The sequence below is a fragment of the Teichococcus aestuarii genome, from assembly GCF_042651065.1.
Taxonomy (GTDB): domain Bacteria; phylum Pseudomonadota; class Alphaproteobacteria; order Acetobacterales; family Acetobacteraceae; genus Pseudoroseomonas; species Pseudoroseomonas aestuarii.
Window position 1 is genome coordinate 1 of sequence record NZ_JBHSCH010000030.1, and the last position, 13,638, is coordinate 13,638.

The 13,638-nt window shown below is 73.7% G+C and carries 13 protein-coding genes and 1 pseudogene; 6 read left to right on the plus strand and 8 right to left on the minus strand.

The features are described from left to right. Positions 1 to 106 (minus strand): annotated as a pseudogene (locus ACFOY6_RS12910) (IMP dehydrogenase); the annotation flags it as partial. Between the two features lie 396 nt (positions 107 to 502). On the opposite strand from ACFOY6_RS12910, the gene rsfS reads away from it, so the two are divergent. Both rsfS and ACFOY6_RS12920 read left to right on the plus strand, forming a co-directional pair. Then, entirely contained in the window at positions 503 to 949 is a 447-nt protein-coding gene (rsfS, locus tag ACFOY6_RS12915; protein ID WP_379651099.1) for a ribosome silencing factor, read from the plus strand. 11 nt (positions 950 to 960) lie between these two features. Continuing rightward, the gene (locus tag ACFOY6_RS12920; protein WP_379651101.1) at positions 961 to 1,413 is read left to right on the plus strand and encodes a 23S rRNA (pseudouridine(1915)-N(3))-methyltransferase RlmH; all 453 of its coding nucleotides are present in this window, start codon (positions 961 to 963) and stop codon (positions 1,411 to 1,413) included. Positions 1,414 to 1,429: 16 nt separating this feature from the next. On the opposite strand, the gene ACFOY6_RS12925 is transcribed toward ACFOY6_RS12920, so the two are convergent. Next, positions 1,430 to 1,951 (minus strand): TetR/AcrR family transcriptional regulator, encoded by a 522-nt coding sequence (locus ACFOY6_RS12925; protein WP_379651066.1) that lies wholly within the window; start codon positions 1,949 to 1,951, stop codon positions 1,430 to 1,432. 91 nt (positions 1,952 to 2,042) lie between these two features. On the opposite strand from ACFOY6_RS12925, the gene ACFOY6_RS12930 reads away from it, so the two are divergent. Beyond that, a complete protein-coding gene (locus ACFOY6_RS12930; RefSeq protein ID WP_379635376.1) occupies positions 2,043 to 2,726 on the plus strand; it encodes an NnrU family protein in 684 nt (227 codons plus the stop codon). 107 nt (positions 2,727 to 2,833) lie between these two features. On the opposite strand, the gene ACFOY6_RS12935 is transcribed toward ACFOY6_RS12930, so the two are convergent. Continuing rightward, positions 2,834 to 3,949, minus strand: coding sequence for an AbrB family transcriptional regulator (locus tag ACFOY6_RS12935; protein ID WP_379651068.1), 1,116 nt, complete (start codon positions 3,947 to 3,949; stop codon positions 2,834 to 2,836). A gap of 65 nt (positions 3,950 to 4,014) precedes the next feature. Here ACFOY6_RS12935 and ACFOY6_RS12940 point away from each other — a divergent pair, with 65 nt between their 5' ends. Genes ACFOY6_RS12940 through lpxK form a run of 3 tightly spaced genes read left to right on the plus strand, consistent with a single transcriptional unit; the run spans position 4,015 to position 7,065 of the window. Then, entirely contained in the window at positions 4,015 to 4,731 is a 717-nt protein-coding gene (locus ACFOY6_RS12940) for a lysophospholipid acyltransferase family protein (RefSeq protein ID WP_379651070.1), read from the plus strand. A gap of 4 nt (positions 4,732 to 4,735) precedes the next feature. Next, positions 4,736 to 6,052 carry a 3-deoxy-D-manno-octulosonic acid transferase gene (locus ACFOY6_RS12945; RefSeq protein WP_379651072.1) on the plus strand — a complete coding sequence of 439 codons (1,317 nt, stop codon included), beginning with the start codon at positions 4,736 to 4,738 and terminating at the stop codon, positions 6,050 to 6,052. A 23-nt stretch (positions 6,053 to 6,075) separates the two neighbouring features. After that, positions 6,076 to 7,065 (plus strand): tetraacyldisaccharide 4'-kinase, encoded by a 990-nt coding sequence (gene lpxK / locus ACFOY6_RS12950; RefSeq protein ID WP_379651074.1) that lies wholly within the window; start codon positions 6,076 to 6,078, stop codon positions 7,063 to 7,065. Between the two features lie 62 nt (positions 7,066 to 7,127). On the opposite strand, the gene ACFOY6_RS12955 is transcribed toward lpxK, so the two are convergent. From ACFOY6_RS12955 to ACFOY6_RS12975, 5 genes are all read right to left on the minus strand, one after another. After that, on the minus strand, positions 7,128 to 8,717 hold the full coding sequence (locus ACFOY6_RS12955; protein ID WP_379651076.1) for an ABC transporter substrate-binding protein: 1,590 nt from the start codon (positions 8,715 to 8,717) through the stop codon (positions 7,128 to 7,130). A gap of 94 nt (positions 8,718 to 8,811) precedes the next feature. Beyond that, positions 8,812 to 10,236 carry a M20 family metallopeptidase gene (locus ACFOY6_RS12960; RefSeq protein WP_379635384.1) on the minus strand — a complete coding sequence of 475 codons (1,425 nt, stop codon included), beginning with the start codon at positions 10,234 to 10,236 and terminating at the stop codon, positions 8,812 to 8,814. Positions 10,237 to 10,368: 132 nt separating this feature from the next. Beyond that, entirely contained in the window at positions 10,369 to 11,877 is a 1,509-nt protein-coding gene (locus ACFOY6_RS12965; RefSeq protein WP_379651103.1) for a carboxypeptidase M32, read from the minus strand. Continuing rightward, positions 11,865 to 12,554, minus strand: coding sequence for an SURF1 family protein (locus ACFOY6_RS12970; protein WP_109516647.1), 690 nt, complete (start codon positions 12,552 to 12,554; stop codon positions 11,865 to 11,867). The genes ACFOY6_RS12965 and ACFOY6_RS12970 overlap by 13 nt, the downstream gene beginning before the upstream one ends. Positions 12,555 to 12,708: 154 nt before the next feature. Then, complete coding sequence (locus ACFOY6_RS12975; RefSeq protein ID WP_109516646.1) at positions 12,709 to 13,560, minus strand: cytochrome c oxidase subunit 3; 852 nt, start codon at positions 13,558 to 13,560, stop codon at positions 12,709 to 12,711. Positions 13,561 to 13,638 lie beyond the last annotated feature (78 nt).

A 13,638-nucleotide genomic window follows, 5' to 3' on the forward strand; every position in this document is an offset into this window, starting at 1 on the left:
CCATGCCGCTCTCGAACTTCTTCACCTGCCGCACCTGCGCGGCCTGGTCTTCCGGCGTCAGGTTCTTGTGGATGACCCCGATGCCGCCGGCCTGCCCTCCCGCGACACCGCGCCCAAGGCTGCCACCAGCCGCACGGCCAAGCCCACCTCACGCACCGGCGCGGCCAAGAGCACCGCGCGCAGCGCCACTCCCCCCGCCAGGGCGCCCCGCGACGCCGCGGCCAGGCCCGCTCCCCGCACCAGCGCGGCCAAGGGTGCCACGCGCGGCGCCGCGCCCGCCGCCAGGGCACCCCGCGCCGCCGCGCCCAAGGCCAACACCGCCCGCGCCACCACCAGCAAGGCCGTGACACCGGCGAAGAAGGCCGAGCCCAAGGCGAAGCCCGCCGCCACCGTGAAGACGCGCAAGCCGCCGAAGCGCACCAAGCTCAGCCCGCCGCAGATCGAGCTGATCGTGCAGAGCGCGGTGAAGAGCCTGGAGGACGACAAGGCGGAGGATGTGGTGGTGCTGGACGTCGCCAGCCGCGCCGCCTTCGCCGACCGCATGATCGTCGCCACCGGCCTCGCCGACCGGCAGATCCAGGCGATGGCGACGCATCTGGAGAAGGCGCTGGCCGAGCACGGCATCCGCCGCATCCGCACGGAGACCTCGCCGGACTGGGTGCTGCTCGATGCGGGCGACCTGATCGTGCACCTCTTCAAGCCGGAGGCGCGTGCCAACTACCGGCTGGAGAAGATGTGGGGCCCCGACAGCCCGCCCGCCGGCGACGCCCCCCTGGCCGGGCCGGAGGAGGCGCCCATCCCCTCCCTCACCGAGGCGGAGTGGATGCAGGACGAGGAGGAGGAGGAGGAGTCCGGCGAGTTGGTGGACGGGCTCGGGGATGACGACATCCTCGACGCCGACGAGGCCGACGAGCCGGACGAGCCGGATGACGGGGAGGCCCGCGGCTGAGCCGCGCGCCCCTGCTCATCGCCGTCGGGCGGCTGAAGCCGGGGCCGGAGGCGGATCTCTTCGCCCAGCACAATGCGCGGCTGCGGCCGCCCCTGCAGGTGCGGGAGATCCCCGAGGCGCGCGGCTCGGCGGCCGAGGTGCGGCGCCGGGAGGGGGCGGCCCTGCTCGCCGCCCTGCCCGAGGCCGCGCTCGCCATCGCCCTCGACCTCGGCGGCCACATGCCGGACAGCGAGGGCCTGGCCGCGCTGCTGGAACGCTGGGAGGGCAGCGGCCGACCGCTGGCCTTCCTCATCGGCGGCGCCGAGGGGCTGGACCCCGCGGTGCAGGCGCGAGCCGAGCAGCGCCTCTCGCTCGGCCCGATGACCTGGCCGCACTTCCTGGTGCGCGGCCTGCTGGCCGAGCAGCTCTACCGCGCCCAGGCGATCCGCGCCGGCCACCCCTACCACCGCGCCTGGCGGCCCTGAGGAGGGCGCCGCCGCCTCAGCCTTCCTCGCGCAGCACCGCCTCGGCCAGGGCGGCGCCCGGTTCCGGCCAGTGGCAATCGGCGCGCAGCTGGGCGATGCCGTGCACCAGCGCCCAGGCGCGCAGCGCGGCGGCGCGGTCCGGCCTGCGCGCCGCCAGGGGTGCGAAGGCCGCCTCGGCGGCGGCGGCCAGCGCGGCATGCGCCGCGCGCGAGGGCCCCTGGCCGAACATCAGCCGGTAGAGCGCCGGGTTCGCCTCGGCGAAGCCGAGATAGGCGCGGCCGAGCGCCGCCATGCCTGCCCCCGCCCCCTCCAGCGCCGCGGCCAGCCGCCGGAAGCCTTCCGCCGCCAGCGCGGCCAGCAGCGCCTCGCGGCTGGCGAAGTGGCGATAGGGCGCGTTGTGCGAAACCCCCGCCGCCCGCGCCACGGCCCGCAGCGAGAGGTCCTGCGGCCCCTGCGCGGCCAGCATCGCCTCGGCGGCGCGCAGCAGGGCCGCGCGCAGGTCACCGTGGTGATAGGGGTCCGGCGCCGATGTTGACATCGCCAACAGACTATCCTCTGATGTTGTCACTGTCACCATCCGGCCCTCCCCCCTGCCTGGCAAGCCCCGGACCGACGAAAGGAGTCCCGCCATGCTGCCCCTGCTCCTGGCCGCACTGCTCTGGCTCGCCCTGCATCTCGGCCTCGCCGGCGGGCCCTGGCGCGGGGCGGTGGCGGCGCGGCTCGGCGAGGGCGGCTTCCGCGCCGCCTTCTCGCTGGCCTCGGTGCTGGCGCTGGCATTGCTGGTGCAGGGCTGGCGCGCGGCCGGGACGGTGCCGCTGTGGTTCGCGCCCGGCTGGCTGCGCTGGCTGATCGTGCTCGGCATGCTGCCGGCCTTCCTGCTCTTCGTCGCCTCCGTGCTGCGGCCGAACCCGACGGCGGTGGGCGGCGAGGCGGCGATGGCCCAGGGCGCGCGAGGCATCCAGCGTGTCACCCGCCACCCCATGCTGTGGTCCTTCGCGCTGTGGGCGCTGCTGCACATGCTGGGCAATGGCGACAGCGCCAGCCTGGTCTTCTTCGGCACGCTGGGCGCCACCGCCCTGGCCGGCATGCCCTCGATCGACGCCAAGCTGGCCCGGCGCGACCCCCAGGCCTGGGCGCGGCTGGCGGCGGAGACCTCCATCCTGCCTTTCGGTGCCATCGCCGCCGGGCGCAACCGGCTGGCCTGGCGGGAGATCGGCTGGCTGGCGCCGGCCCTGGCGCTGCTGGCCTGGGCGGCACTGCTGCACGCACATGGCTGGCTGTTCGGCGTCTCGCCGCTGCCGACGGGCGGCTGAGCCCTAGAGCCTTTTCCGTTCGTACTGGCTCACGGAAAAGGCTCTAGATCATTACTTTTGCGAGCATTTTCACGCGATCAGGCGAAGCAGCCTGCTCGCGATCTGCTCTAGAGCAACCCCCAGCGGCGCAGCAGCACGCTGCAGGGCTGCACCAGCATCGCCGTCAGCGCGATGCGCACGAGGTGGAAGGCCACCACCACCGGCACGTCCAGCAGCAGCGTCTTGGCGGTGATGGACATCTCCGCCACGCCGCCGGGCGCGGTGGCCAGCACCAGCGTCGGCAGGTCCAGCCCGAACAGCGCCGCCAGCAGCCAGCCCAGCAGGGCGCAGAGGCCGGTGAGCAGCAGCACGTGCAGCACCGCCGCCCCCAGCAGCCGCCCGCCGCCCAGGAAGGCCGCGCGCTCGAACTGCACGCCGAGCTGCGCGCCCATCGCCACCTGCGCGATGGCCGAGACCCAGCCCGGCACCCCGGTCAGCGCCTGCCCCGCGGCGGTAAGGCCGAGGCTGACGAACAGCCCGCCCAGCAGCCAGGCGTTGCGCACGCGCAGGCGGATCAGCAGCCAGGTCATCGCCGCGCCCAGCGCCAGCAGCAGCGCCAGCCCCGGCAGCCAGAGCGGCCGCGCCACGAAGCTGGAGGAGATGTGCCCGGAAATGCCCAGCAGCGCGAAGCTGCTCGGCACCAGCACCACCACCCCCACCACGCGGAGCAGCTGCACGATGGCCACCGTGGTGGGGCGGGCGCCATAGGCCTCGCCCAGCACGCTCATCTCGGCCACGCCGCCGGGAATGGAGCCGAACAGCGCGCTGGCGCGGTCCATCCGCCCGAGCCGCGCCAGCAGCGGCGAGAGGGCGACGCCGATGGCCAGCGTCAGCAGCGCCGCGCCCACCACCAGCCAGGCGCGCTCGGCGAGGTGCCGGGCGGCCTCGGGCGTGAAGAACAGGCCCAGCGCGCAGCCCACCACCAGCAGCCCGGCATTGCGCGCCCGGCGCGAGGCCTGCAACCGCAGCCCCATGAGCTGCCCGGCGGCGACGAAGCTCAGCGCCCCCAGCAGCCAGGGCAGCGGCGTGCCCAGCAGAAAGAACAGGCCGCCCCCCAGCCCGGCCAGCAGCAGGCAGAGCAGGAAGGGCGCGGCGCGGCGCGCCAGGGTGGCAGGGCGGGGCATCCGGGCCAGCCTAGCGGCGTGGCGCGGCATGGCAACGCCCGCCATGCTGCGGCGCGTCATGCGCGGGGAATTTCCGCTGCGCGGCCAGCCGTGCTAGGGGCGCTCCCCGACATGTCGCGCACCCCATGCTCCGCAAGCTGATCCGCCATCCCGCCACCCAGGCCGTCCTGGCGCGGCTGCTCAGCGCCTACCTGGCCTTCTGCTACCGCACCACGCGGTGGACGATGGTGGGGCACGAGCACATGGCGCCGCTCGCCGGCCAGGGCCGCCCCGCCATCATCGGCTTCTGGCACGAGCGCCTGCCGATGATGCCGATGCTCTGGACCGCCGTGCACCGCATCTTCCCCGAGGCGAAGGACTGGCAGCCGCATGTGCTGGTCTCCCAGCACCGGGATGGCCGCTTCATCGGCGAGGTGGTCTCCCGCTTCCGGCTGGTGATGGTGCATGGCTCGACCTCGCGCGGCGGCGCCAGCGGCATGCGCGCCCTGCTCAAGGTGCTGCGCGAGGGCAGCCCGGTGGCGATCACGCCCGACGGCCCGCGCGGCCCGCGCCGCAAGGCGGCGGACGGGGTGGCCAGCCTCGCCGCCATCGCCGGGGTGCCGGTGCTGCCCGCCGCCGCCGCCGCCACCCGCCACCGGCTGCTGCCGAGCTGGGACCGGATGATGCTGCCCCTGCCCTTCGGCCGCGCCGTGCTGGTCTGCGGCCCGCCCGTGCATGTCCCGCGCGACGGCACGCAGGCGGCGGTGCCCGCCATCGAGGCGGCGCTGAGCGCGGCCTGCGACATGGCCGATGCCTGGGCCGCAGGCCGCCTGCCGCCGGGCATCGAAAGCCGGGCGCTCTAGCCGCATGAGCCTCGGCGGGGCCGTCACGCACTGGGCCGGCGCCGGGCTGGCGCCGTTGCTGCCCTTCTGGCTGCGGCTGCGCGCCGGCCGCGGCAAGGAGATCCCCGAGCGGCTGGCGGAGCGGCGCGGCGCCGGGGCGGAGCGGCCGGAGGGGCCGCTGCTCTGGCTGCACGCGGCCAGCGTCGGCGAATCCCTCTCGCTGCTGCCGCTGATGGCGGCGCTGATGGAACGCCGGCCCGCGCTGCGGCTGCTCGTCACCACCGGCACCGTCACCGCCGCCACCCTGCTGGCGCAGCGCCTGCCGCCCGACCTGGCCGGGCGGGTGACGCACCGCTTCGTGCCGCTCGACGTGCCGCGCTGGGCGGAGGCCTTCCTCGATGGCTGGCGGCCGGACGGGGCCATCTTCGTCGAGAGCGAGCTGTGGCCGAACATGACGGCGGCGCTGGCGCGGCGCGGCATCCCGGCGGTGCTGGTCAATGCCCGCATGTCGCCCCGCTCGGCGCGGATGTGGCGCTGGGCGCCCGGCCTCGCGCGCGAGATCCTCTCCCGCTTCCGCCTCATCTTCACCCAGACGGAGGAGGATGCGGCGCGGCTGCGCGCGCTCGGTGCCGGCGCGGTGCAGTCCTGGGGCAATCTGAAGGCCGCCGCCGAGCCGCTGCCGGCCGATCCGGTGGAGTTGCGGCGGCTCTGCGCGCTCCTCGGCGGCCGGCCGGTCTTCCTCGCCGCCAGCACCCAGCCGGGCGAGGAGGCGGTGGTGCTGGAGGCGGCGGGCCTCGCCCGCGCCAACCTGCCGGAGCTGCTCACCATCATCGCGCCCCGCCACCCCGAGCGCGGCGCCGAGGTGGCGGCGCTGGCCGCCGGCACCGTGGGAGAGGCGGCCGTCAGCCGGCGCGCCGCGGGCGGCCAGCCCGGCCCCGGCTGCCAGGTGCATGTGGCCGACACGCTGGGCGAGCTGGGGCTGTTCTTCCGCCTGGCGGGGGTGGCCTTCATCGGCGCCTCGCTGGTGCCCAAGGGCGGGCACAATCCGCTGGAGCCGGCGCGGCTCGGCTGCCCCATCCTGTTCGGCCCGCACACCGAGCATGTGGAGGCGCTGGCCGGCGCGCTGGAGGCCGCCGGCGGCGCCATCCGGGTGGCGGATGGCGCCACGCTGGCCGAGGCGGTGACAGACGTGCTATCCACGCCGGGCCGCGCGCAGTCCCTGACCCGCGCCGCGGCGATGGTTGCCGCCGATGCGTCCCACCTGCCGGGAAGGTTGGCCGCGGCGATCCTGGAGATCTTGCCCATCGACGCCGGCGGTCCGCCGGCCGCGCGCGGGGCCTAGGGAGAAGGACAGGTTCGAGCCGAATGCGTGCCCCCGGCTTCTGGAGCGGGGGCAGCGGGGGAATCGCGCCCCTGCTGCTGTCCCCCATCGCCGCGATCTACGCGGCCGCCACCGCGCGCCGCGTGGCCCGCACGGGCTGGCAGGCGCCCGTGCCCGTCATCTGCTGCGGCAACGCCACCGCCGGCGGCGCCGGCAAGACCACCGTGGCGCTCGACCTCGGCCAGCGCCTGGCCAATCGTGGCGTCGGCAGCGTGTTCCTGACGCGCGGCTATGGCGGCCGGGTGAAGGGCCCCCTGATGGTGGACCCCGCCCTGCACGACAGCCAGGCGGTGGGCGACGAGGCGCTGCTGCTGGCCGCCACCCGCCCCACCTGGGTGGCCGCCAACCGCGAGGCCGGCGGCCGCGCCGCCGTGGCGGCCGGCGCCCAGGCCATCATCATGGATGACGGGCTGCAGAATCCGGGGCTGGAGAAGGACCTCTCGCTGCTGGTCATCGACGGCAATTACGGCTTCGGCAATGGCCGGATCATCCCCGCCGGACCGCTGCGCGAGCCGGTGCGCGCCGCCGCCGCGCGCTGCCGCGCCGCCGTGCTAATCGGCGAGGACGAGACGGAGGCGCTGGCCCAGCTCCCGCCCGAGATGACGGTGCTGCGCGCCCGGCTGGTGCCGGGGCCGGAGGCGGAGCTTCTGACCGGCCAGCCGGTCTTCGCCTTCTGCGGCATCGCCAACCCGCGCAAGTTCTTCGCCACGCTGCAGGAGGCGGGCGCCGTGCTCGCCGGCCGCGTCTCCTATGCCGATCACTATCCCTTCGACGCCGGCGACCTGCGCGAGCTGCTGGAGCAGGCCGAGGCGCTGCGCGCCATCCCGGTGACGACGCGCAAGGACTATGTGCGCATCCCCCCCGCCTTCCGCAGCCGCGTGACGGTGCTGACGGTGAAGCTGGAATGGGAGGACCCGGTGGCGCTGGAGACTTTGCTGGAGCCGCTGGCGCAGCGGGTGCCGGTGCCGGCCTAGGCCAGAGAAAGGCCAAGGGAAGGCCAGGGGAAGGAATTCCCCTGGACCCCTTCTTTTTCCTGTCAGTTCTCGCGGCGGATGCCCATCGCCAGGGTCTGCTCGTCCATGCGCGGCTCGTAGGTGAGCGGGCGGCGCGCGGCCCAGGCATTCTTGAACAGGATCATCGGGATCAGCGCCAAGTCGTCCACCGAGGCCTTCACGGCGGCGGCCACGCGCTGCTCGCGCAGGGCCGGGTCCATGGTGGAGAGCGCCTCCGCGATCTGCGCGTCCAGCGCCGCGTTGGCGTAGCGCGTGTCGTTGCTGGCGCCGAGGCGGCGCGGCTGGTCGTAGCTGTGCACGATGTTCAGCAGCACGCTGCCGGCCTCGCCCGTGGAGCTGCCCCAGCTGTTCTGCACGATCGAGTATTCCTGCTTCGCCATGCGCGTCAGGTAGGTGGCGAAGGGCAGCGTCTCGACCGTGGTGGCGACGCCGATGCGGCTCCACATCTGCGCCACGGCCTGGGCGGTCTGCGCGTCGGCCGGGTAGCGGTCGTTGCTGGCGTGCAGCGTGATGCGGAAGCCCTGCGGGTAGCCCGCCTCGGCCAGCAGCGTGCGGGCGCGCGCCACGTCGAAGGCCGGCACCGGCACGGCCGGGTTGTGGCCGAAGGCGCCGGGCGGCATCCACTGGCCGGTGGCCTCCGCCATGCCCTGCTGCACCCGCTCCGCCAGCCCCTGCCGGTTGATGGCGAGGGAGAGCGCCTGCCGCACCTTCAGCTCGCGCAGCGGGTTCGTGGGCAGCGGCTTGCCGTCATTGTCGGTGATGTAGGGCGACTCGCCGGTGCGGCTGAAATCCGGCGAGAGGAACAGCGCGCGCGAGCCCTGCCGCTCGAAGATGCGGATGTTCGCCTCCTGCCGCAGCCGCGGCAGGTCGGAGGAGGAGGGCGCCGCGATCAGCTCCACATCGCCCGAGAGCAGCGCCGCGGTGCGCGCGCCGGGGTTGGGGATGATGCGGAAGGTGACCTTCTCCCAGTCCTGCCGCGGTCCCCACCAGCCATCGAAGCGCGAGACCTCGATGCTGGAGCCGGAAGCGTAGCTGACCAGCCGGTAGGGGCCGGTGCCGATGGCGGCCTTGCCGCTGTTGTAGTCGGCCGTGCTGGCCCCCTCCCCCGCATGGCGGGAGACGATGGCGATGGCGGCGAGGTCGATCGGCAGGTTGGGCGTCGGCGCCGAGGTGGTGATGCGCAGCGTCAGCGGGTCCACCGCCTCCACCGCCTTCACCGTGCGCAGGCTGCCGCCGAAGCTGGCCGGGCTGTTCGGCACGTTCGGCGCGCGGCCGAAGGTGAACACCACGTCGTCGGCCGTGAAGTCGCGCCCGTCATGCCACTTCACGCCGGGGCGCAGCCTGATCTCCCAGAGGTTGTCCTCCAGCGCGGTCCAGGAGAGCGCCAGGTTGGGCACCGGGCGGCCATCCGGCGCGCGCACCACCAGCGGGTCGAAGATGTGCCGCGCGAAGGAGGAATTGGGCGCCGCATTGGCGAAGTGCGGGTCGATCGAGGTGACCGGCGCGGAGAGGCCGACGCGCAGCTCCTGCGCGCGCAGCGGCGCCGGCGCGGTGCCGGCAGCCAGCGCGGCCAGGGGAACGGCCAGCAGGGTGGCGGTGCGGAAGGTGGTCATGGGTCCGGTGTTCCGGTTTCGGGATGGAAGGGCGCGCGGGAACAGGGCTCCGGAGCCGCCCGCCGGGTTGGGCGGCGCCGGAAGGGGCGGCCGGTCAGTGGCCGGCGGCCATGTCGAGCGGCGGCGGCACGTCCTTCGGGATCGGGAAGACGTCCGGCATCTCGGCGGTGCGGGCGGCGTGGTCGGCGCGGGCGCGGGCCAGCAGCTCGGGGTTGGTCAGCACGTCCAGGGCGGTGCCGGCCATCACCTTGGCCACATGCTCCAGCCCCTTGTGCGCGGCCGGCGCCTTGCCCTGCGCCACGAGCTGCCAGCTATGCCCCGGCGTGCCGATGGCATAGGTGGCGCCGCGCGCCTGCACCGTGGGCACCTTCCAGGAGACGGTGCCGACATCGGTGGAGCCCACGCCGGCCGGCTCGGGCGCCGAGAGCGGCACCAGCCGCTCGGCCAGCGCTTCGCCGGGGATGGGGTCGAGACCGGCGCGGCGATAGGCGGCGGTGATCTCGTCCGGCGTCAGCGTCGCCTGGATCTGGCGGGCGAAGGCCTTGTCGTCCTCGTCGAAGCGCGGCGGGCCGAGGCGGAGGAAATTCTCCTCCATGGCCTGCTCCAGCGGCGGGTTGGCCACCAGCTCGGCATCGGCGCTGAGCACGCGGTGGGTGACGCTGGTCTCGGTCATCAGGCTGGCGCCCTGGGCGATCTTCTTCACCCGCTCCAGCAGGGAGAGCACCTCGGCCATGGTCAGCGAACGCACCAAGTAGCGCACCCGCGCCTTGCCCTGCACCACATTGGGGGCGATGCCGCCGGCATCCTGCAGCGCGTAGTGGATGCGCGCATGGCTCGGCATGTGCTCGCGCATGTAGTTGACGCCGACATTCATCAGCTCGACGGCATCGAGCGCGCTGCGCCCCAGATGCGGCGCGGCCGCCGCATGGCTGGAGCGGCCAACAAACGAAAAGTCGACCTCCATGCAGGCCAGCGAGCGCGGCTTGTTGACGCCGGAGAAGGGCGCCGGATGCCAGCAGATGGCCACGTCCACATCGTCGAAGGCGCCGTCGCGGACCATGAAGCCCTTGGCGGACCCGCCTTCCTCGGCCGGGCAGCCATAGTAGCGGACGCGGCCCTTGAGGCCGCGCTCGGCCAGCCAGTCCTTCACCGCCGCCGCGGCCAGCAGCGAGGCGGAGCCGAGCAAATTGTGGCCGCAGCCATGGCCGCTGCCATTGGCCTCGATGGGGCGGTGCTCGGCGACGCCCGCCTCCTGGCTGAGCCCCGGCAGCGCGTCGTACTCGCCGAGGATGGCGATGACCGGGCCGCCCTCGCCCGCCTCGCCCATCACGGCGGTGGGGATGCCGGCGATTCCGGTGGTGACGCGGAAGCCCTCCTCCGCCAGCACCTCGGCATGGGCGGCGGCGGAGCGGTGCTCGGCGTAGTTCAGCTCGGGCGTGGACCAGACCTGGTCCGAAAGCGCGGTGTAGCGGGGGAGCTTGCTCTCCACCCGGCGCCAGATGTCGTCACTGTTCTGCATGGCGGCCCTTCCGCGGCCCCCTTCATTCCGGGGGCCGACTCTCTCTGGCAGCCTTTATGCGCGCGGGGCCAAACCACATAAAGGCCGGAGGGAGAAGGAATTCTCCCTCCGGACCTCCCTCATCTTCTTCTGTCAGTCGGTGAGGTAGCGGTCGTTGAGGTGGGCCATGAAGTCGGAGGGGTCGAGCGGCTTGCCGGTCGCCGCGCGCAGCAGGTCCTGGAAGCCGAGGCGCGAGCCCTGGCCATGCACCTTCTCGCGCAGCCAGCCGGTGAGCGGGGCGAAATCGCCCTTGGCCAGGGCCTCGTCCAGGCCGGGCACGGCCGCGCGCGCGGCCCGCATCAGCTGCGCCGCCGCCATGGCGCCCAGCGTGTAGGAGGGGAAGTAGCCGAAGGCGCCGTCATGCCAGTGGATGTCCTGCAGGCAGCCACGCGCATCGTCCGGCGGCACCATGCCGAGCAACCGGGAAAAGCCCTCGTTCCAGGCGCCGGGGAGGTCGGCCACGGCAAGCCCGCCGCCGATCAGCGCCTGCTCCAGCCGGAAGCGCAGGATGACATGCGCCGGGTAGGTCAGTTCGTCGGCATCGACGCGGATGAAGCCGCGCTCCACCCGGCGCCAGAGCCGCGCCAGGTTCTCCGGCGCATAGGCCGCCGCCTCGCCGCCGAAGCCCTCCGCCAGACGGCCGCCGAGGAAGCCCAGGAAGGCATCCGAGCGCGCCGCCTGCATCTCGATGATCAGGCTCTGCGATTCATGCGCCGCCATGCCGGCGGCCTCGCCCACCGGCTGGCGGGCATGGTGCGCCGGCAGGCCGCGCTCGTAGAGGGCGTGCCCCGTCTCGTGCAGCACGCCGAGCAGCGCCTGGGCCAGGCTCTCCTCCGTGTAGCGCGTGGTGATGCGCACGTCGGTGGGGATGCCGCCGCAGAAGGGGTGCAGGCTCTCATCCAGCCGCGCATGGGCGAAATCCAGCCCGACGCGGCCGGCCATCTCGTGGCACAGCGCCTTCTGCGCCGGCACCGGGAACGGCCCGCGCAGGGCGATGGGCGCCGGGCGGCGGGCCTGGATCTCCTCGGCGCGCGGCAGCGCCTCGGCCAGGAAGGTCTCGTAGGCGGCGAAGATGGGTTCCACGTCGGCGGCGCCGATGCCGCGCTGGTAGCCCTCCATCAGCGCGTCATAGGGGGCGAGGCCGGTGGCGGCGGAAAGGGCCGCGGCATTCTCCCGCTGCAGCCGCACCACCTCGGCCAGGTAGGGCTGCACGCGGGCGAAGTCCGAGGCGGCGCGGGCCTCGCGCCACACCGTCTCGCAGGCGGCGTTGGCGCGGGCGGTGGCCTCCACCAGCGCGCCCGGCAGGGCGGTGGCGCGGGTATGGGCGTGGCGCATCAGCTCGAGGTTGGCGGCGTCCCACTCCCCTTCCGCCGTGGCGGCGGCCAGCTCCTCGGCCACCACGGGGGCCACCAGCAGTTCGTGCGAGAGGCCGGCCAGGGTGGCGAGCTGCTCGCCGCGCGATTCGGCGCCGCCGGGGGGCATCATGGCGGCGGCGTCCCAGTGCAGCATGGCCTGCGCCTCGCCCAGCGTGGCGATGCGGGCGAAGCGCGTCTTCAGGCGCTCATAGGCGGTGCTCGGGGCGGCGGTGCTCACGCGGCGGATTCCTTCAGGCGGGCACGGGCCCAGACGACAAAGACGCCCATCAGCGCCAGCGCCAGCCCGTACCAGGTGATGACATAGCCCAGGTGGTTGTTGGGCGGCTGCGGCAGGCTGCGCGCCGGCTGCGGCAGGGCTTGCGGGGAGAGGCCGGGCGGCGCCAGCGCCACCAGGGCGAAGGGCGCGAGGCCGCGCACATCCAGCGCCGGGCCGATGCGGTTGATGTCGAGCGTGTAGAAGCGGCGGGCCGCCGGGTCGTCCTCGGCGCTGAACAGGCCGCGCGGCTCGTCGGGCCGCACATAGCCCTCGACGCGCACCACACCCTCCGGCCGCGCGATGCTTTGCGGCCGGTCCAGCGGCACCCAGCCGCGGTTGACCAGCACCGGCGGACCATCGGGGCGGGAGAGCGGCGTCAGCAGGTTGGCGCCGAGCACGGTGCCGCGCACCTCCAACCCCAGCAGCGATTCCTGGCTGTGCAGGAAGGTGCCGTTGGTGAAGACCTTGCTCCAGGGCTGCGGCTCCGCGCCGAGCGGGCGCGCGGGGCCGGACTGGGCGGCCGACAGCTCCGCCAGCAGGGCGGTCTTCCAGTGCAGCCGCTGCAACTGCCAGGTTCCGAGGCCGATCAGGATGGCCAGCACGGGCAGGGCGACGAGGATCGGCAGAAAGAGGCGGCGCCAGGGCATCGGGAGGCGACTTTCGCGGCCGCGGCACGGGCCGGTCGGCAAGGCGGCACCCGAATCAGGCCGTGGCGGCTGTTGGTACGAGAAGAAGCGAGGCAGCCCTACGGGCTGCCTCGGGACATGACCCCGCCCGGAAGGGGGCGGGGCCGCGTATCACTCAGTGCTGGGCAATCTCGCCGGCGCCGAGGACATAGATGCAGACGAAGAGGAACAGCCACACCACGTCCACGAAGTGCCAGTACCAGGCCGCCGCCTCGAAGCCGAAATGGCGCTGCGGCGTGAAGTGGCCCTTCCAGGCGCGGAACCAGCACACCGCCAGGAAGATGGTGCCGACGATGACGTGGAAGCCGTGGAAGCCCGTGGCCAGGAAGAAGACCGAGGGATAGATGCCGCCGCCGGAGAAGGCGAACGGGGCCTCAGCATACTCCACCGCCTGGAAGAAGGTGAAGGTGATGCCCAGCAGCACGGTCAGCCCCAGCCCCTGCAGCATGCCCTTGCGGTCGTTCTCCAGCAGGGCGTGGTGCGCCCAGGTGACGGTGCAGCCGGAGAGCAGCAGGATCAGCGTGTTGAGCAGCGGCAGGTGGAAGGGGTCGAAGGTGTGGATGCCGGCCGGCGGCCAGATCGCCTTCTCCGCGCCCGCAACGTGCTCCGGGTACAGGGCGAAGTGGAAATACGCCCAGAAGAACGCCACGAAGAACATCACCTCGGAGGCGATGAACAGCATCATGCCGTAGCGCATGCCGAGCCGCACCACGGGGGTGTGGATGCCCGGCGTCCGGGCCTCGCGCACCACGTCGCGGAACCAGAGGTACATCGAGGCCAGCACGCCGATGAGGCCGACGAAGAACACCCAGCGGGTGCCGTAATGCGCCCAGAGGATGATCCCCAGCAGCATGGCGCCGGCGGCGAAGGAAGAGGTCAACGGCCAGGGGCTGGGATCGACCAGGTGGTAGGGGTGCTTGTTGGGGGGCGGGACGTCCGCTTCCACCGTCAGGTTGCTGCTGGCCATGGGGCTTCCTGGTCTCGACTCAGGGGACTCGAACACTGGGGTTGGGGCAGGCAGGGGCCGGCCCCGGGTCACCCCGTC

What these genes read in the sequence shown, in the direction of transcription:
- ACFOY6_RS12925 (WP_379651066.1), bottom strand. Translation starts at nt 1,951, where the DNA reads ATGTCAACATCGGCGCCGGACCCCTATCACCACGGTGACCTGCGCGCG.
- ACFOY6_RS12930 (WP_379635376.1), top strand. Translation starts at nt 2,043, where the DNA reads ATGCTGCCCCTGCTCCTGGCCGCACTGCTCTGGCTCGCCCTGCATCTC.
- ACFOY6_RS12935 (WP_379651068.1), bottom strand. Translation starts at nt 3,949, where the DNA reads ATGACGCGCCGCAGCATGGCGGGCGTTGCCATGCCGCGCCACGCCGCT.
- ACFOY6_RS12940 (WP_379651070.1), top strand. Translation starts at nt 4,015, where the DNA reads ATGCTCCGCAAGCTGATCCGCCATCCCGCCACCCAGGCCGTCCTGGCG.
- ACFOY6_RS12945 (WP_379651072.1), top strand. Translation starts at nt 4,736, where the DNA reads ATGAGCCTCGGCGGGGCCGTCACGCACTGGGCCGGCGCCGGGCTGGCG.
- lpxK (WP_379651074.1), top strand. Translation starts at nt 6,076, where the DNA reads ATGCGTGCCCCCGGCTTCTGGAGCGGGGGCAGCGGGGGAATCGCGCCC.
- ACFOY6_RS12955 (WP_379651076.1), bottom strand. Translation starts at nt 8,717, where the DNA reads ATGACCACCTTCCGCACCGCCACCCTGCTGGCCGTTCCCCTGGCCGCG.
- ACFOY6_RS12960 (WP_379635384.1), bottom strand. Translation starts at nt 10,236, where the DNA reads ATGCAGAACAGTGACGACATCTGGCGCCGGGTGGAGAGCAAGCTCCCC.
- ACFOY6_RS12970 (WP_109516647.1), bottom strand. Translation starts at nt 12,554, where the DNA reads ATGCCCTGGCGCCGCCTCTTTCTGCCGATCCTCGTCGCCCTGCCCGTG.
- ACFOY6_RS12975 (WP_109516646.1), bottom strand. Translation starts at nt 13,560, where the DNA reads ATGGCCAGCAGCAACCTGACGGTGGAAGCGGACGTCCCGCCCCCCAAC.